We start from the raw sequence: 20,438 nt of genomic DNA, 5'->3' as shown, positions 1-20,438 counted from the left end.
TATCTCTGACGGTGGTGGCCAATGACCCCGGTCACGGTCTTCGCGGGGCGCAGGGTCGCGCTCTTCGGCCTCGGCGGCTCAGGGCTCGCCACGGCGCGCGCGCTCAAGGCGGGCGACGCCGATGTCGCGGCCTGGGACGACAATGAGAACAGCCGGGAGAAGGCTGCGGCCGAGGGCATCGCCGTCGTCGATCTCGCGAGCGCCGACTGGTCAGGCTTCGCGGCTTTCGTGCTGTCGCCCGGCGTGCCGCTGACGCATCCCGTTCCGCACTGGACGGTGGAAAAGGCCAAGGCCGCGGGCGTCGAGATCATCGGCGATGTCGAGCTGCTCTTCCGCGAGCGGGCGAAGATCGCGCCTGGTTCGCCCGTCGTCTGCATCACCGGCACCAACGGCAAGTCCACGACGACGGCGCTGATCGCGCATGTGCTCAAGGCGGCCGGGCGCGATGCCCAGATGGGCGGCAATATCGGGACCGCCGTGCTGGCGCTGGAGCCGCCGGCTGCGAACCGCATCCATGTCGTCGAGTGCTCAAGCTACCAGATCGACCTCGCGCCCTCGATGGTGCCGAGCGTCGGCATCCAGATGAACCTGACGCCGGACCATCTCGACCGGCACGGCAGCTTCGAGGCCTATGGCGCGATCAAGGAGCGGCTGGTCGCTGCATCCGACATCGCCGTCATCGGTGTCGACGACGAGCCCTCGAAGCAGATGGCGCGTCGGCGCGCGGCCTCGGGCAGGAAGCTCGTGAAGATCAGCGGCGAGCAACCGCTCGACGAGGGCGTCTTCGCCGGTGTCACCGCGAATGCAGGCCGGCTCGATACGCGCATCGTCGCCGTCGAGGGCGGCAAGCCGCGTGTCGTCGCCAATCTTGCGGGCATCGGTTCGCTCCGCGGCGCACACAACGCCCAGAACGCGGCGGCGGCCTTCGCCGCCTGTGCGTCGCTGGGCCTGAGCGATGCGGAGATCGCCGCTGGCTTCAGGAGCTATCCCGGGCTGCCGCATCGCATGGAGGAGATCGGCCGAACCGGCCGCGTCGTCTTCATCAACGATTCCAAGGCGACCAATGCGGATTCCACCGAGAAGGCGCTGACTTCCTTCCGCGACATCTTCTGGATTCTCGGCGGCAAGGCCAAGGAGGGCGGCATCGAGTCCTTGCGCCGCTATTTCCCGAACATCGCCAAGGCCTATTTGATCGGGGCGGCGAGCGACCTTTTCGCCGCGACCTTCGACGACGACGGCCGCGTGGCCTATGAGCGCAGCGAGACGCTCGACAGGGCCGTGGCCGATGCGACGCGCGACGCGCTGGCGAAACCGGGCGAGGGTGAGATCGCGGTGCTGCTCTCGCCGGCTTGCGCCTCCTTCGACCAGTTCCCTAATTTCGAGGTGCGGGGGGATGCGTTCAGGGGGCTGGTGCAGACTCTGCCGGGTTTCGAACCTTTCGGGGTGAAGGGGTAGGGGGCGGTTCGGCGCCATGCTGAAACTCGACCATCTTACCGTCATTGCCCCGACGTTGGCGGAGGGCGTCGCGCATGTTCGCGCCTGCCTCGATCTCGATGTGCCTTTCGGGCAGCGCCACCTCTACATGGGCACGCATAACCATCTGCTTCAGCTCGGGGGCATGACCTATCTGGAGATCGTCGCGCTCGATCCCGAAGGCGAGACCCCCGGCCGGCGGCGTTGGTTCGGGCTGGACGACCAGGCAAAGGTCCGGGCCGATTGGGAGGAGGGCAGGCGGCTGAGGGGCTGGGTGGCGCGGGTCGATGGGCTCGGGGAGTTCATTGCGGGGCGCGAAAGCGCCTTCGGCGAGAAGGTGCCGCTGCCGCCGGTCGATTCCGCGTTCGACTTTGCGATTCCGGCGGATGGATCGCTGCCTCTCGACGGGGCGGCACCCTCGTTGATCGACCGGCGCGGCAAAGCTCGCTCGATGGCGACGATCGCCGATCTCGGCGCGCGGCTCAGGTCGTTCACGTTTGAGCATCGGGAGCCGGATGCGATAGCGGCGCTCTATGAGCAACTCGCGATCGACCGGCCTCCGACGATCCTGCACGGGCCGAAGCTGCGCTATCGCGCGCAGATCGAGACGCCTTCCGGAGTCAGGGAACTCGCCTGAGCTGCGCCGATAGAGCGAAAGGCTAACCGGCCCGCTTGGCGACGACGATCAATTCGCCCTCATCATTCAACTGGGCGACGAGGACGTCGCGGGAGGAGAAGCCCTTGGCCTCGATGGCCGTCTTGGCCATCGGCGCGCCTTCGATCGCCTGCTGAAGCCGCTGGTTATCTTCCGCCGAGCGCTTGGCCACGATGTCATTGACCTGCGTCTTCGTGGCCTCGGGAAGCTCGTTGAGATCGACCACATTCACGGACTTGATCGCGGGCGCGGCCGCGGGTGCCTGCGGCGAAGCGGCGGGGGGCGCGTTGGGCGTCTGGGCCGGAGAGGGGGATTGGGCGTGGGCCGCGCCGGCCAGAAGAGCAGCGGCACTGAGGGCGGCAAGCATCGTCATACGCATGGAGTGTCCTTCCATCGATTGCAGATGAGCGCTCGATTTGGCGCCGCGAATGGGGTTTCACCCTGAATTCGCCGCGGTCATTTCGTGATGATGTCGCGGCGGGAATGAGTCTGGCCCGGCTGGAATCGCGCGAAGTCGAGGCGCCGTGATCGGCCGCATCGGAATCAATCGGTTAACCATTCATTGACAGAATGATTCGTCATGCAAGGCGCGGCTCGTCCGCGCAGAATTCTCCGGGATGCCCATCATGGTCTCGCGCGCGGAACCTTCTCTCAGCGGCCGCTGGTGGTGGTCGATCGACCGCCTGATCCTCACGGCCCTCGTCGCGCTGATGGTTTCCGGCGTCGTGCTGCTGATGGCGGGCGGCCCGCCGGTGGCCGAGCGGCTGGGCCTCTCCACCTTCCATTTCGTCAACCGGCAGGCGGCCTATCTTTCCGGCGCGCTGGTGATCTTCCTTGGCGTCTCGCTCATGAGCCCCCGGCAGGTGCGACGCTCCGCCCTCATCATCTATGTCGCTTCGCTAGCGATGGTGGTGGCGACGCTCTATTTCGGCGTCGAGGTGAAGGGCGCCAGGCGCTGGCTGACTCTGGGGCCGCTCGGCTCGGTGCAACCCTCCGAATTCCTGAAGCCCGCCTTCGTCGTGCTGGCCGCCTGGGCCTTTGCCGACGGCACGCGCCGGCCGGATCTGCCGGGCACCTTCTTCGCCATGCTGCTCCTGCCGATCACCATCGTGCCGCTGGTGCTGCAGCCGGACTTCGGCCAGACCATGCTGGTCAGCCTCGTCTGGTGCGGGCTGTTCTTCGTTGCCGGCCTGCACTGGTTCTGGGTGATCGGGCTCGGAGGGGTCGGCGCCGTCGGCATCCTCGTCGCCTATGAGCTCGTGCCACACGTCCGCGCCCGCATCGAGCGCTTCATGGACAAGGGCTCGGGCGACACCTTCCAGGTCGATACGGCGCTGGAGAGCTTCGCGCAGGGCGGCTGGCTCGGAAAGGGGCCGGGCGAGGGCACCGTGAAGCGCATCCTGCCCGACGCGCATACCGACTTCATCTTCGCCGTGACGGCCGAGGAGTTCGGCATCGTCATCTGCATGGTCCTGGTGCTTCTCTTCGCGGTCATCGTGCTGCGCTCGCTCTTCGTGGCGCAGAAGGCGGAAGATCCGTTCGTCCGGCTCGCCGTCACGGGGCTCGCGCTGCTCTTCGGCATCCAGGCGGCGATCAACATGATGGTGAACCTGCACATGATGCCGGCCAAGGGCATGACGCTGCCCTTCATCTCCTATGGCGGCTCGTCGCTGCTCTCGCTCGCGGTCGGCACCGGCTTTCTGCTCGCGCTGACGCGTCGCCGCCCGCGGGCGGTCGATTTCGGCTCCTACAGGCGCTGAAGCGATGGCCACGGCCAAGCTCATCATGCTGGCGGCCGGCGGGACCGGCGGCCATCTCTTTCCCGCCGAGGCGCTGAGCCACGCACTCCACGCCAAGGGCATGCGCGTCGTGCTGATGACCGACACGCGCGCGGCCGAATATGCCGGCCGCTTCCCGGCCGAGGCCGTGCATGCCGTGCCGGCGGCCACGCCGTCCGGCCGCTCGCCGCTGCAGCAGGCGAAGGCGCTGTTCGCCGTCGCCAAGGGCACCTTCGCGGCGCGGCGGATCATCGGGCAGGTGAAGCCGGCCATCGTCGTCGGCTTCGGCGGCTACCCGACCGTGCCGCCCGTGCTCGGCGCTTCGCTCGCGGGCGTGCGCACGCTGATCCATGAGCAGAACGCCGTGATCGGCCGGGCCAACCGCTTCCTCGCCGGCCGCGCCGACGTCATCGCGACGGGCTTCGCCAAGGTCGGCGGGCTGACGCCGGCCCAGCAGGCGAAATGCCGCCATGTCGGCAACCCGGTCCGGCCGGCGGTCATTGCAGCGGCGGAGCAGGTCTACGAGCCGCCGGGCGAAGGCAAGATCAAGCTCCTCGTCTTCGGGGGCAGCCAGGGCGCGCGCATCATGGCCGACATCGTCCCGCCGGCGATCCAACTCCTGACTGAGGCTGAGCGAGCGCGGCTCTCCATCGTCCAGCAGGCGCGCGTCGAGGACGACGAGCGGGTGCGCGGCATCTACGAGAAGCTCGGCATTCGGGCGACGGTCGCGCCGTTCTTCAAGGACCTGCCGGCGCAGATGGCGGCGGCACATCTCATCATCGCCCGCTCGGGTGCCTCGACCGTCGCCGAGCTTTCGGTGATAGGGCGCCCGGGCATTCTCGTGCCCTTGCCGGGCTCGCTCGACCAGGACCAGGCGGCCAACGCCGCCTTCCTCGAGGGGGCGGGCGCAGCGATCCGCATCCTGCAGCCCGAACTCACGCCGCGGCGGCTGGCGAGCGAGCTTTCGCGGCTTATCGCCGAGCCTGAACACTTGACGACCATGGCTGCAAACGCGAAGAGCGCCGGCATTCCCGATGCCGCCGACCGCCTCGCCGATCTCGTGATCGCCACGGCGCATCTTTAGAACTGACAGGACAAGCAGACCATGAAGCTGCCGCCGAAGCTCGGCCCCATCCATTTCGTCGGCATCGGCGGCATCGGCATGTCCGGCATCGCCGAGGTGCTGCACAATCTCGGCTACAAGGTGCAGGGCTCGGACGCCTCGGACGGCGCCAACGTCAAGCGCCTCGCTGAGAAGGGCATCACCACCTTCGTCGGCCACAAGGCAGAGAACCTCGGCGAGGCCGAGGTCGTCGTGGTCTCGACCGCGATCAAGCGCGACAATCCCGAGTTGCTTGCCGCCCGCGAACAGCGTCTGCCGGTGGTGCGCCGCGCCGAAATGCTGGCCGAACTGATGCGGCTGAAAAGTTGCGTCGCCATCGCCGGCACCCATGGCAAGACGACCACGACCTCGCTCGTCGCGACGCTGCTGGAGAAGGGCGGGCTCGACCCGACCGTCATCAACGGCGGCATCATCAACGCCTATGGCACCAATGCCCGGATGGGCGAGAGCGACTGGATGGTGGTCGAGGCCGACGAATCGGACGGCACCTTCCTGAAGCTTCCGGCCGACGTCGCGATCGTCACCAATATCGACCCCGAGCATCTCGACCATTTCGGCACCTTCGACGCGATCAAGGCCGCCTTCCGCACCTTCGTCGAGAACCTGCCCTTCTATGGCTTCGCGGTGATGTGCATCGATCATCCGACCGTGCAGGGGCTGGTCGGGCAGATCACCGACCGGCGCGTCATCACCTATGGCGAAAACCCGCAGGCCGATTTCCGCCTGCTCGACATCGATCTATCGGGCGGGCAGGCGCGCTTCACCCTGTTGGTCCGCGACCGCAAGAACGGCCGTGACGACGTGATCCGCGATCTCGTCATGCCGATGCCGGGCCATCACAACGCGCTCAACGCCACGGCCGCTATCGCGGTCGCCTATGATCTCGGGGTGCCGGTCGAGCGCATCCGCGAGGCTCTGGCCGGCTTCGGCGGCGTGAAGCGGCGCTTCACCAAGACCGGCGAATGGAACGGCGCCTTGATCTTCGACGATTACGGCCATCACCCGGTCGAGATCGCGGCCGTGCTCAAGGCGGCGCGCGCTTCGACCAAAAGCAAGGTCATCGCGGTGGTTCAGCCGCATCGCTATACGCGGCTTTCCAGCCTGTTCGACGATTTCGCCGCCTGTTTCAACGACGCCGATACCGTGATCGTGGCCGATACCTACGCAGCCGGCGAGGCGCCGATTCCGGGCGCCGACCGCGACTCGCTGGTCGCTGGCATCAAGGCCCGCGGCCATCGCCATGCGCTGCCGTTGGAGGCTCCAGACAAGCTCGCGGGGATGGTGGCGGAACTGGCCGGGCCGGGCGACTATGTCGTTTGCCTCGGGGCAGGAAACATCACGCAATGGGCCTATGCGCTGCCGGGAGAGCTCGCGGCGCTGGGCTGAGGTCTTTGCGAGGCTGTCCGGACCGGCTAAAGCGTCCGACATGGCATTCCCCGACATCTCCTCCGACCTCCGCGCCGCGGCGCCCGATCTGCGCGGGCGGCTGATTGCGAATCAGGATCTCTCCGCGCTGACCTGGTTCCGGGTCGGCGGGCCGGCGCAGCTCCTGTTCACGCCCGCGGACGAGGAAGACCTCGCCTATTTCCTGTCGAGGCTGCCGGCCGAGGTTCCGATCACGGTGATCGGGCTCGGCTCCAACTTGATCGTGCGCGACGGCGGCATTCCCGGCGTCGTCATCCGGCTCGGCGGCAAGGGTTTCGCGGAGATCACTGTCGAACCGGGCGACAGGCTGCGCTCAGGCACCGCGGTGCCGGACGTCAAAGTGGCGCGGGCGGCGGCCGATGCCTCGCTCGGCGGGCTCGCCTTCTATCGCGGCATCCCGGGCTCGATCGGCGGGGCGCTGCGGATGAATGCCGGTGCCCATGGCGGGGAAACCACCGATGTGCTGGTCGAGGCGCGTGGTGTCACCCGCAAGGGCGAGATCGTCACGCTCAGCCACGCCGATATGGGCTTCACCTATCGCAATAGTGCTGCGGCTACCCGCGACATCATTTTCACCTCGGCCCTATTCCAGGGCCGGCCGGGCGAGCGGGAGGCGATCCTGGCCGAAATGGACCGGGTGACCGAGGCGCGCGAGGCGGCGCAGCCGATCAAGGAACGCACCGGCGGCTCGACCTTCAAGAACCCGGAAGGCGGAAAGGCCTGGCAACTGATTGACGCTGCCGGCTGCCGCGGCCTGCGTGTCGGCGGGGCGCAGGTCTCCGAGATGCACTGCAACTTTCTGATCAACACCGGCGGCGCTACCGCGGCCGATGTCGAGGGGCTCGGCGAAGAGGTCCGCCGCCGGGTGAAGGATCATTCCGGCTACGAGCTGCAATGGGAGATCAAGCGGCTCGGGGTGCCGGCCTGAGCGGCCGAATCACACGCATCTTCAAGGCCTGATTTCGCGTTGGCCAAGCCCTGCTTCTGCATTTCGCCCGAGGATAAAGCCGCGCTGGCGCCATCCTGCGCGCCGACCGGGCGGTCCCGGTGTGACCGAAATGCAAGTCGCTGCCGGCGCGTTCCGAGACGGTGACGCCAAGGGCATGAAACGAGGCCGATCCACATCTCGGTCGCTCAAACTTTACCAAAAATTTACCAGCAGATCGAAGAGTGGCGTTAACGGCGCATCAAGCAAATCGGTGCCGGGGCGTCAGCAGATTTGATTTCCGGAAAGGGGCGGGGCCGGCGGGCTCGTCCGGCTGGAATCAATGAGCGGCCCGGGTCGACCGAGACGAGCCTGATGCCCGGATGGCTGCCCCTGCGGGCCTGAATTGCGGTGAGCTCGTCAAATGGATGGTGGAGGACGCCTCCCTCGATCGGTGAAAGCGAAGACGGCGAAGCCCTCTTCGCGTCTGCCGGTCGCGCATGCCGGGCCGCAGCTCCTCGTCGGTGAACGGCAGGGGCGCGGGCTGCTGCGCCGCTCGCGCCGCAGTGCCATCGCGGTGCCGCTGTCCCAGCGCCTGCCTCAGGGCCTCGGCAGCTGGCTCAGCCTCGGTTTTCTCGCGCTCAGCATCGGCTCCGGCTTCGTCCTCGGCGGCCATTGGCAGGCGATGCAGGAGCAGCATGGCGAGCCGCGCCACATGCTGGCGCGCGTGCTCGGCTTCGGTGTCGACCGCGTCACCATCTCCGGCCTTTCCGGCCTTTCGGAGCAGGAAGTCCTGGTCGCGGCCGGGCTCGATTCGAAGACCTCGCTCGTCTTCTTCGACGCCGACGAAGCCCGCAGGCAGCTCGAGGCCACGCCGCTGATTCGCGAGGCCGCGGTACGCAAGCTCTATCCGGGCGAGGTCTCGATCTCGCTGACCGAGCGCGAGCCCTATGCGCTCTGGCAGGTGAAGGGCGAGCTCTTCGTGATCGCAGCCGACGGGACGGTGATCGACAAGATGGATGACGGGCGATTCGCCTATCTGCCCCTCGTCGTCGGCAAGGACGCGAATGTCCGCGCCGGCGAATACCTCAAGCTGCTCGGCCAGGCCGGCGATTTCGCCAAGCATATCCGTGCGGCGACGCTGGTCTCTGGCCGCCGCTGGAACCTCAAGCTCGACAACGGCATGGATGTTCGCCTGCCGGAAGGCAAACCCGAGGCCGCGCTGCAGCGCCTCGTCTCGCTGGAGAGCGATTTCCGCCTCCTCGAGAAGGACGTGCTCGCCATCGACCTGCGACAGTCCGACCGCGTCGTGATGCGTCTCTCCGAGGAGGCCGCCGCCGCCCGCGCCGAAATGCTCAAGAGCAAGACCGGCAAGAAGAAGGGAGGCGAGGCGTGAACCACCTGACCTCCCAGGGCCTGACGCCGCGCATGCGCCCCCTCTCGTCGCGCAAGAGCGCGACGCTTTCGATTCTCGACATCGGCACGAGCAAAGTCGTGTGCCTGATCGCGGAGCTTTCGCCGGCCGAGACCAATGAGCGGCTGCGCGGGCGCACCCATGTCTGCCGCATCATCGGCATCGGTCATCAGCGTTCGCTTGGCCTGAAGGGCGGGGCGATCATCGATCTGGAAAGCGCCGAGCGCGCCATCCGCGCTGCGGTCGATGCGGCCGAGCGCATGGCCAAGGTCGAGGTGCAGTCGGTCATCGTGAACCTGACCGGCGGGCGCATCGGCTCGCAGCACTATGCCGCGGGCGTCGACCTGCGCTCCGGCTCGGTCGGCGACGGCGACATCCGGCGCGTGCTCGCCACCGCCGCGACCCATGCGATCCGCCCCGGCAAGGCTGTGCTCCATGCGCTGCCGACCGGCTATGCGCTCGACGGCGTGCCGGGCGTGCTCGATCCGCGCGGGCTGATCGGCGGCAAGCTCTCGGTCGACATGCATGTCGTCGCCAGCGAAGCGGCGGCGGCGCGCAACGTCATGCTCGCGGTCGAGCGCTGCCATCTCGAGGTCGAGGCTGTGGTGGCGAGTCCCTATGCCTCCGGCCTTTCCGTGCTGGTCGACGACGAGGCCGAGATGGGGGTTGTCGTGGTCGATCTCGGCGGCGGCACCACCAGCCTCGGTGTCTTCTCCGGCGGGCATCTCGTCCATGCCGACGGCATCGCGGTCGGCGGCAACCACATCACCATGGACGTGGCGCGTGGTCTTTCCACCCGCGTCTCGGCGGCCGAGCGGCTGAAGACGCTGCACGGCTCCTGCATCTCCAGCGCTTCCGACGAGCGCGACATGATTGCAGTGCCGCAGGTCGACGACGACGAGCGCGACGCGCCCAATCACCTGCCGAAGTCGCAGCTCGTGCGGATCATCAAGCCGCGCGTCGAGGAAATCCTCGAACTGGTGCGCGACCGGCTCAACCAGGCCGGATTCTCCGCCCAGGCCGGGCGGCGCGTCGTGCTGACAGGCGGCGCCTGCCAGCTCACCGGGCTGCCGGAAGTCGCGCGGCGCATTCTCGGCGGCCAGGTCCGCACCGGCCGTCCGCTCGGGATCAAGGGCCTGCCTGAAGCGGGAAAGGGTCCGGCCTTCGCCACCGCGGTCGGCCTGCTGGTCTATCCGCAGGTCGCCCATATCGAGCATTTCGAACCGCGTGCCGCCGGAGCGAGCTACTTCGCGACGGGCACGGACGGCTATTTCTCGCGTGTCGGGCGGTGGCTGAAGGACAGTTTCTGAGCATGACGAGAATCATGCTCCAACTTTGAGTGAGTAGGGCCCCCAAGGGGCCACGGCGTCGAACGTAGCAATCGGGACGGCTCCCGCCAGGCGCCGGACAAAGGAATCAAAAGAGGCAATCATGGCGATGAATCTGCAAGCCCCGGATATTCGGGAACTGAAGCCCCGGATCACGGTCTTCGGCGTCGGCGGCGCCGGCGGCAATGCGGTCAACAACATGATCGAGGCGGGCCTCGACGGGGTCGACTTCGTCTGCGCCAATACCGATGCCCAGGCTCTGGCGCTGTCGCGCGCCCCGCGCATCATCCAGATGGGCCTTCAGGTTACCGAGGGTCTCGGCGCCGGTTCGCAGCCGGAAGTCGGCCGCGCGGCGGCCGAAGAGGTCATCGACGAGATTCGTGACCATCTGGCGGGCGCGCATATGGTGTTCATCACCGCCGGCATGGGCGGCGGCACCGGCACCGGCGCGGCCCCGGCCATCGCCCGCGTCGCCCGCGACATGGGCATCCTGACCGTCGGCGTCGTCACCAAGCCCTTCCAGTTCGAGGGCCAGCGCCGCATGCGGATGGCCGAGGCCGGCATCGGCGAGCTCAACGAGGCGGTCGACACCCTGATCGTCATCCCGAACCAGAACCTGTTCCGCGTGGCCAACGAGACGACCGGCTTCGCCGACGCCTTCGGCATGGCCGACCAGGTGCTCTATTCCGGCGTCGCCTGCATCACCGACCTGATGGTCCGCCCCGGCCTCATCAACCTCGACTTTGCCGACGTGCGCGCCGTGATGCGCGGCATGGGCAAGGCGATGATGGGCACCGGCGAGGCGCAGGGCGAGAAGCGCGCTCTGACCGCGGCCCAGGCCGCGATCAACAACCCGCTGCTCGACGACGTCTCGATGAAGGGCGCGCGCGGCCTGCTGATCTCGATCACCGGCGGGCGCGACATGAAGCTCTATGAGGTCGACGAGGCCGCCACCCGCATCCGCGAGGAGGTCGATTCCGAAGCCAACATCATCGTCGGCGCCACCTTCGACGAATCGCTCGAGGGCACGGTGCGCGTCTCCGTGGTCGCCACCGGCATCGACAAGCCGATCTCCAGGGAGGTCGAGGTCGACGAGACCGAGGCCCGCATCGCCCAGGTCGCTGAACGCCTGAAGCAGGAGGCGCGCCTGCGCAATACGGCCGCCGCCGCGCCGCGCCCGGCCGCTCCGGCCCCGCAGCCGATGCCGATCGTCGAGACCGCGCGCCATGCGCCGCAGCCCGAGCCGATGCCGGCCATTCAGGACATCCGCATCGAGCCAGTTCAGCCGATGCGCCCGGTGATGGCAGCCGCGCCTGCGCACGAGCCGATGGCCGCGCCGGAGCCGCACCTCGACATCGCCGACAGCTTCATCCCGCCGATGGCCGAGCGCGCCATGCGCCCAACCCGCATGCCCCGCGTCGAGGACCTGCCGGCCCCGGGACAGGCCCAGCTCGCCGCCCAGCGCGGCGTCCAGCCGGCCCCGCAGCCGCCGAGCGCCGTCGAGCAGAAGCGCATGTCGCTGATGCAGCGCCTCGCCTCCGTCGGCTTCGGCCGCAAGGAGGATGAGCATGAGGAGCATCATCAGGCTCCCGCCCCGGTCCGCCAGGCGCCCCAGCCTCCGGCGATTCCGGCCGGGGCAGGGCCGAGCGCGGCCCATGCTGAATATATGCGCCGCCCGGCTCCGCAGCCGGCGTCGCGCCCGGCGCAGGGCCAGCTCGATCCGCATGGCCGTGCAGCCCCGAATCGGCCCAGCGAGGAAGACCACCTCGAGATTCCCGCGTTCCTGCGCCGCCAGGCGAACTGAACACGGCTGGTTAATGACGGCTCAATGACAGATCCCGCCGCGACCTCTCGCGGCGGGATTTTTCGTCTTAAGAAATCGTTATATCTCAGGGCGTTATAAGGTCTGACCACTCGGCTTTCGGTTGTTACACAGCGAAAGAAAGAGTGATTTTGAGTGAATGCCTCAAGGGCCTATGTTCCATCCCGTCAAGCGGATAGCCTCGACCAGGCTGCTCTGCACAGCCTTGGACGACATCGCGGGTCGGTAGCCGCTGCTTCAGCAGGCCGGACACAGCCTTCGATCAGGATTGGATAGCTCATGAGTTTCGATCGGCAGACGACCCTGCGGACGGCCGTGACCCTGACCGGGATCGGTGTCCACTCCGGAGCCCCGGCGGGTATCTGCCTCAAGCCCTCCAGCGCGAATTCCGGCGTCGTGTTCCTGCGCACCGGCATCGAGGGCATGCCTCCCCAGCTCATTCACGCCAAGCACACCAAGGTCAGCGCCACCGAGCTCTGCACCGTGATCGGCGATCGCAGCTCCGCGTCCGTTTCGACCATCGAGCACCTGATGTCGGCCTGCTCTGGCCTCGGCCTCGACAACGTGCTCGTCGAGATCGACGGGCCGGAGATGCCGATCATGGACGGCAGCGCGACCGAGTTCGTGACCGCCATCGAGGCGGTCGGTCTCGTGACGCTCGCCGCGCAGCGCCGCTATCTCAAGGTCCTCCAGCCGGTCCGCATCGAGCAGGGCCGCGCCTTCGCCGAGCTGATGCCTGCGGAGAAGGGCTTCCGCCTCGATGTCGAGATCGACTTCGACACCGCCGTGATCGGCCGCCAGCGCAAGGTCTTCGATCTTGAGGCCAAGGCCTATGCCAGCGAGATTTCCAAGGCCCGCACCTTCGGCTTCATGCGCGATGTCGAGCAGCTCTGGAAGGCCGGCTTCGCGCTCGGCGCGTCGCTCGACAACACCGTCGCGATCGGCGAGGACAAGGTCATCAACCCCGAGGGCCTGCGCTACGGCGACGAGTTCGTGCGCCATAAGGTGCTCGATGCCATCGGCGATCTGGCGCTTGCCGGCTATCCGATCATCGGCGAGTTCCGCTCCTATTGCGGCGGCCACCGGATGAATGTCCGTATCCTGGAGGCGCTCTTCGCCGACCGCGCGAATTTCGCGATCGTCGAATCCCAGCCGGTTTTCGCGGCCACGTCGCGGGCCGTGCAGATGGCGCCGGCCGCCTACGCGCCCGATCTGCACTGAGAATCGTCGCGTCAGGCCATGATCCGGCTGGACAGGTTCCGGCCGGATGTTTTTTCGCCTTTCCTTCGCCGGTTTTTTGTCCGACATGCCGCAGAGAGGTTGAATCGGACCACGACCGGCTTTCGGCAGTGGCGCGGGCAAGGCGTCTGAGGTAAGGCATGCTTCCCGTGAGCCAGAGCATGAGAGACGGATTTGCGGATCCGCTTCCTGGGACGAGCGACAAGAGGACGGACGACGTGAGCGTGACGCGGCAAAGCCTTCCGGCAATCCATCGCGGGACATCGCCGCGCAAGGGCATCGCCCTGGCGCTGGGTGCCGCCATGCTGCTCGGCGGCTGCGATACGCTATCCTCGCTGAACCCCTTCGACCGGCCTGAGGTCTACAAGCCGGACCTCACCCCGGTGGAGCCGGCCGACAAGCTCTACAACGAAGGTCTCGCGCGCCTGCAGAACGGCGACAGCGAGGGTGCCAGCAAGCGCTTCGACCAGATCGACAAGACGGCGCCGTTCTCGCCCTATGCCCGCAAGGGCGTGCTGATGACGGCCTACACGAATTTCCAGGCGAGCAAGTGGGAGGAGGCGATCACCGCCTCGAAGCGCTTCATCGCGCAGAACCCGGCGAGCCCGGACGCGGCCTACGCGCAGTACATCATGGCGATGTCTTACTTCAACCAGATCCCGGACACGACCCGCGATCAGGAGAAGACCGGCCAGGCGATCCAGGCCTTCGAGGAGCTCCTCGCACGCTATCCGAAGTCGGAATACGCGCTGGACGCCAAGGAGAAGCTCCTGGTGGCGCGCGACCAGCTCGCGGGCAAGGAGATGAATGTCGGGCGCTTCTATCTCGAGAAGCGCAACTACACGGCGGCGGTGAACCGCTTCCGCGAGGTCATCATCAAGTACCAGACCACCCGCCATGTCGAGGAGGCGCTGATGCGTCTGTCCGAGGCCTATATGGCGCTGGGCGTCACCAATGAAGCGCAGACCGCCGCCGCGGTTCTCGGGCACAACTTCCCGGACAGCCCCTGGTACAAGGACGCCTACAAGCTGCTGCAGAGCGGCGGCCTGGAGCCGCGTGAGGATCGTGGCTCCTATATCAGCCGCGCCTTCAACGGCTTCTCGCGCACGGTCGGCGGTATCATCGGGCTCGGCAGCCTCTGACGGCGCAAGGGTCCGGACTCATGACGAGCCCCGATCGACCCTGCCGGCTTCCGGAACCGAGCTGAGCCATGCTGGCCCAGCTCTCCATCCGCGACATCGTTCTGATCGACCGGCTCGACCTGGGTTTCCGGGAGGGTCTTTCCGTGCTCACCGGCGAGACCGGCGCGGGCAAGTCGATCCTGCTCGACGGCTTCGCGCTGGCTTTGGGCGGGCGCGGCGACGGATCTCTGGTGCGCCATGGCGAGACGCAGGGACAGGTCAGCGCTGTTTTCGACCTGCCGCTCGAACATGCGGCGCGCAGGCTCGCCCAGGCGCAGGAGATCGACACCGACGGCGACCTCATCCTGCGGCGCGTGCAATATGCCGACGGGCGCACGCGCGCCTTCATCAACGACCAGCCGGTCTCGGTGCAGATCCTGCGCATGGTCGGGGCGGCCATCGTCGAGATCCACGGCCAGCATGACGACCGCGCCCTGACCGACCCCGCCCAGCACCGCACCATCCTCGACGGCTTCGGGGAGCTGGAGCTGCGGGCGGAAGGCGTCGCGAGCGCGAGCGAGACGCTGAAGAAGGCGCGGCAGGCCCTGCAGTCGCAGCGCCTGCGTGTTGAGGCGGCGCGCAAGGAAGCCGATTTCCTGCGCCACGCCGTCGAGGAACTCGGCAAGCTCGCGCCGCAGCCGGGTGAAGAGGACGCGCTCGCCGCTACCCGCCAGTCGATGATGCAGGCCGAGAAGGTGGCGCGGGACCTGATCGATGCCCATGAGGCGGTCGGTGGCCAGTCTTCGCCTGTGCCGGCGCTCGCCGCGGTGCTGCGGCGGCTTGAGCGCCGGGCTGCGCAGGCGCCAGGCCTGGTCGATCCCTCGCTCGCTGCGCTCAACACCGCCATCGTCGCGCTGGAGGAAGCGGGCGAGGCGCTCGGTGCCGCTATGCGCGCCGCCGAATACGATCCGCGCGAGCAGGAGCGCATCGAGGAGAGGCTGTTCGGCTTGCGCGCCGCGGGCCGCAAATACGACGTGCCTGTCGAGGGGCTGAGCGTGCTTGCCGCCACCATGGCAGGCGACCTCGCGGCGCTCGACGAGAGCGAATCCTCGCTGGCGCGGCTCGAAGCCGATCTGAAGGAAGCGGAAGCGGCCTATCTCGTGCAGGCGCAGGCGTTGTCGGAAGCGCGCAAGGCTGCCGCGGCGCGGTTGGACGCCGCCGTGAAGGCCGAGCTGCCGCCGCTGAAGCTGGAGCGCGCGCGCTTCATCACCCGCATCGAGAGCGACGAGACGGCGCGGGGGCCGGAGGGCTTCGACCGCGTCGAGTTCTGGGTCGAGACCAACCCCGGCACGCGGCCGGGCCCGATGATGAAAGTCGCCTCGGGCGGCGAGCTCTCGCGCTTCATGCTGGCGCTCAAGGTGGTGCTGGCCGAGCGCGGCTCGGCCCCGACGCTCGTCTTCGACGAGATCGACACCGGCGTGGGCGGCGCGGTGGCGGATGCGATTGGCGAGCGGCTGGCACGTCTCGCGGGGCGGGTGCAGGTGATCTCGGTGACGCATGCGCCGCAAGTTGCGGCCAAGGCCGGGCAGCATTTCCTGATCGCCAAATCGGCCGGCGAGGGCGAGGCCTCGCGGACGGTGACGCGGGTCACCCCGCTCGCCGACCAGACACGGCGCGAGGAGATCGCGCGCATGCTCGCCGGCGCCTCGATCACGGAAGAGGCGAGGGCGGCGGCCGGCCGCCTGCTGGAAGCTGCCGGGTTGCGCGGCTGATCAGGCTGCAGGCTCGAGCGCAAAGCCGGAGCCCTGCCGGCGCACCTTCCTGAAGCCGGTGACGTGCCCGCCCGAAACGACCCAGCCCGCATCGGCGGCGCGCGCCAGGATGTCGCGGCGCGAGGCCACGGCCTGCGCGGCGTCGAGATCGTAGAGAATCCCGGTCTCGGGGTCTTCCGCCTGCTGGTCGGCGAGGTGCAGGGCATCGCCCCAGAGCAGCAGGGCGCGCTCTTCATCGCCGATGAGATAGCCGCTATGGCCGAAGCTGTGGCCCGGCAGCGGGATCAGCTCGATCTCCGGCAGGACCGGGCCCGGCGCAGCGCTGCGGACACGCCCTGCGTAGAGCCGCTGCAGCTTCGCCGCGATGTCGAAGGCGCCTCGCTTGTTCTCCGGCACGGCAGCGCGGTGCGTTTCGTCGCCATAGAAGCGCAGATCGGCTTCCGGAACGATGATCTCGGCCGTGGGGAACCAGGGTTCTTCGCCGTCGAAGAGGCCGAGCGCATGGTCGCCGTGGAGGTGGGTGATCAGGATGCGGCCGACGTCCTGGCGTGCGATGCCCGCGTCTGCCATGGCGGCGCGGGCATGGCCGAGAGCCGGACCCCAGGCCTTGCCGGTGCCGGCATCGACGAGCGTTATGCCTCCCGCGCCGTGCAGCGCGAAACAGTTGACGTCGATGCGGATCTTCTCCTGGCCGAGACGCGCGATGGCAGCGGTGCGTGCAGCCTCGCCGCGCTCATGCACGATGATGTCCGCGGGCGCTTCGAAAATGCCGTCGAGCAGGGTGATGACCTCATACCCGGCGAAGGAGAGGGGCTGCGCATTCATCGGGTCGTCTCCAGTCCGATCAAGGCGTAGCCGCCGGCACGCCGCAGCGGCAACGCCGCACCGCAGGGAGCGGCCCTGCAGCGGGCGCGTGCATATTCCATTCCCTTTTTGAGCGGTTTGCTCTAAGAGCCGCTTCAATCGATGGCTTGCAGGCGCGCCCGCGCCGCTCTGCCGTCCCCGAATTGACGCGACGTTTCGCGCCGTAGCTCCAGGCTTTGCAGATGTCCTTTTCCCTCACGAGCCCGCCGCTCGCGCGCGCGCTGGCCGATCGCAACTATTCCGAGCCGACCCCGGTGCAGAGCGCCGTTCTCGAGGATCGCGCTCGCGGCCGGGACCTGCTTGTCTCGTCGCAGACCGGCTCCGGAAAGACCATCGCCTACGGGCTCGCCATCGGCGAGACCCTGCTGGGCAGCGCCGAGAAGCTGGGTCCGGCTGCAGAGCCGCTCGCCCTGATCATCGCGCCGACGCGCGAGCTTGCCCTGCAGGTCCAGCGCGAACTCGCCTGGCTCTACGCCCAGACCGGGGCGCGCGTGATCTCCTGCGTCGGCGGCATGGACCCGCGCCGCGAGGCGATGCTGCTCGACGAGGGAGCGCACATCGTCGTCGGCACGCCAGGCCGCCTGCGCGACCATATCGAGCGGCGCCGCCTCGACGTCTCGGCGCTGAAGGCGGTCGTCCTCGACGAGGCCGACGAGATGCTTGATCTCGGCTTCCGTGACGATCTCGAATTCATCCTGAAGACGACCCCCGAGGGCCGGCGCAGCCTGTTGTTCTCGGCCACCTTCCCGAAGGCGATCGTCCAGCTCGCGCAAAGCTACCAGCGCGATGCGCTGCGCATCGAGGTGGAAGCGGCGCGCAGCGGCCATGCCGACATCGCCTACAAGGCCGTGCGCGTCTATCCCAAGGAAGCGGAGCTGGCGGTCGTCAATCTGCTGCGCTTCCACGATGCTCCGGTCGCGCTCGTCTTCTGCAACACGCGCAACGCCGTGCGCCATCTGGAGGCGATCCTGCTGGAGCGCGGCTTCGCTGCCGTCGCACTCTCGGGCGAACTCGGCCAGAATGAGCGCAACGCCGCCCTGCAGGCGCTGCGCGACGGGCGGGCGCGGGTCTGCGTCGCGACCGATGTGGCGGCGCGCGGCATCGATCTGCCGGGGCTCGACCTCGTCATCCATGCCGAGCTGCCGAACGATTCCGAGGTGATGCAGCATCGCTCTGGTCGGACCGGCCGCGCCGGCAAGAAGGGTACGAGCGTTCTGCTGGTGCCGCAGTCACGTCGACGCAAGGCGGAGCGACTGCTGATGGAAGGCCGTGTCGAGGCCGAATGGATCGGCCCGCCGACGGCGGACGAGATTCGCGCTCTCGATCAGGAGCGCATGCTCGCCGACCCGATGCTGAGCGGCGAGATCGGCGAAGACGATGCCAAGATGATCGATGCGCTGATGGCCGGTCGCGAGGCGCGCGAGATCGCCGCCGCTCTGGTCCGGCTCTATCGGGCGCGTCTGCCGGCGGGCGAGGAAGCGGGCGACCCCGGCTTCGGCCACGACGAGCGCCGGCCGGTTCGCGCGAATGAGGATTATGCCGCCAAGCGTCGGCCCTTCGGGGCGGGCCGTGAGGAAGGCGAAGCCGGAGAGCGGCCGCGCAAGCAGGCTGGGCCGCGCGGCGACACGGTCTGGTTCCGGCTCGACATCGGCCGCAAGCAGGGCGCCGATCCGCGCCAGCTGCTGCCGATGCTGTGCAGGCGCGGGCGGATCACGCGCGACGAGGTCGGCGCGATCCGCATCTTCGATCGCGAGACCAAGGTCGAGATCGATGCCGATATCGCGGACCGCTTCTACGAGGCCGCGAAGGTTCCCGACCGCGACAAGATCACGATCGAGCCGGCGGAAGCGGCGGAGCGGCGCCCGGCGAAGGCCTTCGGCGACAAGCCCGATCGCCCGGCCGCGCCGCGCAAGAGCTGGGATTCGACTGAGGCTGCCGGAGAGGGTGCGCCGCGCAAGCGCTTCCCCTCGAAGGATGGTGGAGATCGCGAACAGCGCGGCGAAGATCGCAAACCCTATCGCCCCGCGGGCGCGCCCCCACGCGACGATAGTCGCCCGCGTCGGGAGGACGGCAAGCCGGCCGGCGGTTTCAAGAAGCCGTTTGCTTCGAAGGGTAAGCCCTTCGCCGGCAGGCCGGAGCGGCAGGACGGGGGGCGCCCCGCCGGCGGCGGCAAGCCCTTCGGCAAGGGCAAGCCGCGCCGCGGCTGAGCGGCCGTCTGGTCGCCGTACTCTCTCGCCTCAGCGCAGGCCGAGGAAGGAGAGGATGGCGAGCACGACCACGATAAGGCCGACAATATAGATGATGTTGTTCATGCTGACCCCCTGATCAGAAAGAGCCGGAAGGCTCGATTTAGCGGGGGGTGAACGGCAGCCGGGGGGAAAAGGTTCCCGATCGGGGGTTGTGCGCGCCGTCATTCCGGGGCGGGCAGCAGGCCCGAGCCCGGAACCCAGAACCGATACGGATCATCGTTCTCTGAACCGAAGCCCGCCGCGTTTCCGGCGACGGCATCGGTTTTGGGTTCCGGGCTCGTTGCTTCGCAATGCCCCGGAATGACGGTGCGGTTCTAAACTACGACCCGCCGATAGAGATGCCAGGTCGCGTGGCCGAGCACCGGCATCACCACGATCAGCCCAACCAGCACGGGCAGGCAGCCGAGCACGAGAAGCCCGGTCACCATCAGGCCCCAGTACATCATCACGCGCGGATTGGCCTCGACGGCGGCGATCGAGGTGCGGATCGCCGTCGGCGCGTCGACATGCCGGTCGATGATCAGCGGGAAGGATACCACCGAGATCGAAAAGGCGAGGATGGCGAAGAGCAGCCCCAGCGAGTTGCCGATCACGATCATCACCCAGCCGTCGAAGGTGGTGAAGACGGCGCGCAGGAAATCGGTGGTGGAGACGTCTGCCGGCAGGGCGAGCAGGCTGCGATAGATGAACCAGGCCGAGAACAGCCAGGCCAGGAACAGCCCGGTTAGCATGGCGCCGAGCAGTACGATCTGCCCGATGGACGGCGAGCGCAGGAGGCCGAGCGCGTGGCGCCATGACGAATCCAAGCCCTGCTCGCGCCGGCGGCTGACCTCGTAGAGCCCGATCGCGGCGAAGGGGCCGATCAGCGCGAAGCCTGAAAGCATCGGGAAGAGCAGGGGGAAGATGTTGTAGCTCACCGTGAGCTGCGCCAGCAGGATGCCGGCGACGGGGTAGATCAAGGCGATGAAGACGAGGTGGCTCGGCTGAGCCTTGAAATCCTCCCAGCCCTGCCTGAGCGAGTCGGTCAGATCCCGCGGGGTGATGCTGCGGATCTGTGGATGCTCACCTGCAATGTCGTGGAAGGCGTGGTCGATATTGGCCATGGCGTATCTCCCGGTTCCGGCCCGGTGCGCCATGGCTGTCGATCGACCTGACGAGGGCGTCAACCGCCTGCGGCGTCGAGCTTCCCATTCCCAGTCGCATCATTATACGCGCTGGAGCGGAATTGTCGCAGGGGTTTCCTTCATGAG

At 67.9% G+C, this 20,438-nt stretch carries 16 protein-coding genes; 13 read left to right on the top strand and 3 right to left on the bottom strand.

The window, feature by feature from the left end:
- The first annotated feature begins 21 nt into the window (after positions 1-21).
- Together murD and BoBH3_RS14415 are read left to right on the top strand one after the other, a co-directional pair.
- A complete protein-coding gene (murD, locus tag BoBH3_RS14420; RefSeq protein ID WP_262331506.1) occupies positions 22-1,455 on the top strand; it encodes a UDP-N-acetylmuramoyl-L-alanine--D-glutamate ligase in 1,434 nt (477 codons plus the stop codon).
- Positions 1,456-1,471: 16 nt separating this feature from the next.
- A complete protein-coding gene (locus BoBH3_RS14415; RefSeq protein WP_262331505.1) occupies positions 1,472-2,110 on the top strand; it encodes a VOC family protein in 639 nt (212 codons plus the stop codon).
- Positions 2,111-2,132: 22 nt separating this feature from the next.
- Here the strand turns inward: BoBH3_RS14415 and BoBH3_RS14410 are convergent, their stop codons facing one another.
- Positions 2,133-2,501 (bottom strand): hypothetical protein, encoded by a 369-nt coding sequence (locus BoBH3_RS14410; protein ID WP_262331504.1) that lies wholly within the window; start codon positions 2,499-2,501, stop codon positions 2,133-2,135.
- A 253-nt stretch (positions 2,502-2,754) separates the two neighbouring features.
- Between BoBH3_RS14410 and BoBH3_RS14405 the strand changes: the two genes are divergently transcribed.
- The 10 genes from BoBH3_RS14405 to recN all read left to right on the top strand — a co-directional run bounded on the left by BoBH3_RS14405 (position 2,755) and on the right by recN (position 16,075).
- The gene (locus BoBH3_RS14405) at positions 2,755-3,888 is read left to right on the top strand and encodes an FtsW/RodA/SpoVE family cell cycle protein (RefSeq protein WP_262331503.1); all 1,134 of its coding nucleotides are present in this window, start codon (positions 2,755-2,757) and stop codon (positions 3,886-3,888) included.
- Positions 3,889-3,892: 4 nt separating this feature from the next.
- Positions 3,893-4,990, top strand: a complete 1,098-nt coding sequence (gene murG / locus BoBH3_RS14400) for an undecaprenyldiphospho-muramoylpentapeptide beta-N-acetylglucosaminyltransferase (protein ID WP_262331502.1) — start codon at positions 3,893-3,895, stop codon at positions 4,988-4,990.
- A 21-nt stretch (positions 4,991-5,011) separates the two neighbouring features.
- The gene (gene murC / locus BoBH3_RS14395) at positions 5,012-6,415 is read left to right on the top strand and encodes a UDP-N-acetylmuramate--L-alanine ligase (RefSeq protein WP_262331501.1); all 1,404 of its coding nucleotides are present in this window, start codon (positions 5,012-5,014) and stop codon (positions 6,413-6,415) included.
- A gap of 40 nt (positions 6,416-6,455) precedes the next feature.
- Positions 6,456-7,382, top strand: a complete 927-nt coding sequence (gene murB, locus BoBH3_RS14390) for a UDP-N-acetylmuramate dehydrogenase (RefSeq protein WP_262331500.1) — start codon at positions 6,456-6,458, stop codon at positions 7,380-7,382.
- A gap of 451 nt (positions 7,383-7,833) precedes the next feature.
- The gene (locus BoBH3_RS14385; RefSeq protein WP_262331499.1) at positions 7,834-8,775 is read left to right on the top strand and encodes a cell division protein FtsQ/DivIB; all 942 of its coding nucleotides are present in this window, start codon (positions 7,834-7,836) and stop codon (positions 8,773-8,775) included.
- A 32-nt stretch (positions 8,776-8,807) separates the two neighbouring features.
- Positions 8,808-10,103, top strand: coding sequence for a cell division protein FtsA (ftsA, locus tag BoBH3_RS14380; protein WP_262331948.1), 1,296 nt, complete (start codon positions 8,808-8,810; stop codon positions 10,101-10,103).
- A gap of 121 nt (positions 10,104-10,224) precedes the next feature.
- Positions 10,225-11,925: a cell division protein FtsZ gene (gene ftsZ, locus BoBH3_RS14375; RefSeq protein WP_262331498.1), complete on the top strand. Its 1,701-nt coding sequence runs from the start codon at positions 10,225-10,227 to the stop codon at positions 11,923-11,925.
- A gap of 297 nt (positions 11,926-12,222) precedes the next feature.
- Positions 12,223-13,164: a UDP-3-O-acyl-N-acetylglucosamine deacetylase gene (gene lpxC / locus BoBH3_RS14370; RefSeq protein ID WP_262331497.1), complete on the top strand. Its 942-nt coding sequence runs from the start codon at positions 12,223-12,225 to the stop codon at positions 13,162-13,164.
- A 236-nt stretch (positions 13,165-13,400) separates the two neighbouring features.
- Complete coding sequence (locus BoBH3_RS14365) at positions 13,401-14,324, top strand: outer membrane protein assembly factor BamD (protein ID WP_410050602.1); 924 nt, start codon at positions 13,401-13,403, stop codon at positions 14,322-14,324.
- A gap of 68 nt (positions 14,325-14,392) precedes the next feature.
- The gene (recN, locus tag BoBH3_RS14360; RefSeq protein ID WP_262331496.1) at positions 14,393-16,075 is read left to right on the top strand and encodes a DNA repair protein RecN; all 1,683 of its coding nucleotides are present in this window, start codon (positions 14,393-14,395) and stop codon (positions 16,073-16,075) included.
- Here the strand turns inward: recN and aidB are convergent, their stop codons facing one another.
- On the bottom strand, positions 16,076-16,900 hold the full coding sequence (gene aidB, locus BoBH3_RS14355) for an AidB family quorum-quenching N-acyl homoserine lactonase (RefSeq protein WP_262331495.1): 825 nt from the start codon (positions 16,898-16,900) through the stop codon (positions 16,076-16,078).
- A gap of 221 nt (positions 16,901-17,121) precedes the next feature.
- Between aidB and BoBH3_RS14350 the strand changes: the two genes are divergently transcribed.
- Complete coding sequence (locus BoBH3_RS14350) at positions 17,122-19,146, top strand: DEAD/DEAH box helicase (protein ID WP_262331494.1); 2,025 nt, start codon at positions 17,122-17,124, stop codon at positions 19,144-19,146.
- A gap of 356 nt (positions 19,147-19,502) precedes the next feature.
- On the opposite strand, the gene BoBH3_RS14345 is transcribed toward BoBH3_RS14350, so the two are convergent.
- On the bottom strand, positions 19,503-20,291 hold the full coding sequence (locus BoBH3_RS14345) for a DUF2189 domain-containing protein (RefSeq protein ID WP_262331493.1): 789 nt from the start codon (positions 20,289-20,291) through the stop codon (positions 19,503-19,505).
- Positions 20,292-20,438 lie beyond the last annotated feature (147 nt).

Origin of the sequence: Allobosea sp. BH3, assembly GCF_025499465.1 — a bacterium.
GTDB lineage: Bacteria > Pseudomonadota > Alphaproteobacteria > Rhizobiales > Beijerinckiaceae > Allobosea.
Note: the sequence above shows the minus strand (reverse complement) of the source record. Positions and strands in the feature narration are given on the sequence as shown.

Coding starts and splice junctions, on each gene's coding strand:
- murD (WP_262331506.1), top strand. CDS start 22: ATGACCCCGGTCACGGTCTTCGCGGGGCGCAGGGTCGCGCTCTTCGGC.
- BoBH3_RS14415 (WP_262331505.1), top strand. CDS start 1,472: ATGCTGAAACTCGACCATCTTACCGTCATTGCCCCGACGTTGGCGGAG.
- BoBH3_RS14410 (WP_262331504.1), bottom strand. CDS start 2,501: ATGACGATGCTTGCCGCCCTCAGTGCCGCTGCTCTTCTGGCCGGCGCG.
- BoBH3_RS14405 (WP_262331503.1), top strand. CDS start 2,755: ATGGTCTCGCGCGCGGAACCTTCTCTCAGCGGCCGCTGGTGGTGGTCG.
- murG (WP_262331502.1), top strand. CDS start 3,893: ATGGCCACGGCCAAGCTCATCATGCTGGCGGCCGGCGGGACCGGCGGC.
- murC (WP_262331501.1), top strand. CDS start 5,012: ATGAAGCTGCCGCCGAAGCTCGGCCCCATCCATTTCGTCGGCATCGGC.
- murB (WP_262331500.1), top strand. CDS start 6,456: ATGGCATTCCCCGACATCTCCTCCGACCTCCGCGCCGCGGCGCCCGAT.
- ftsA (WP_262331948.1), top strand. CDS start 8,808: ATGCGCCCCCTCTCGTCGCGCAAGAGCGCGACGCTTTCGATTCTCGAC.
- ftsZ (WP_262331498.1), top strand. CDS start 10,225: ATGGCGATGAATCTGCAAGCCCCGGATATTCGGGAACTGAAGCCCCGG.
- lpxC (WP_262331497.1), top strand. CDS start 12,223: ATGAGTTTCGATCGGCAGACGACCCTGCGGACGGCCGTGACCCTGACC.
- recN (WP_262331496.1), top strand. CDS start 14,393: ATGCTGGCCCAGCTCTCCATCCGCGACATCGTTCTGATCGACCGGCTC.
- aidB (WP_262331495.1), bottom strand. CDS start 16,900: ATGAATGCGCAGCCCCTCTCCTTCGCCGGGTATGAGGTCATCACCCTG.
- BoBH3_RS14350 (WP_262331494.1), top strand. CDS start 17,122: ATGTCCTTTTCCCTCACGAGCCCGCCGCTCGCGCGCGCGCTGGCCGAT.
- BoBH3_RS14345 (WP_262331493.1), bottom strand. CDS start 20,291: ATGGCCAATATCGACCACGCCTTCCACGACATTGCAGGTGAGCATCCA.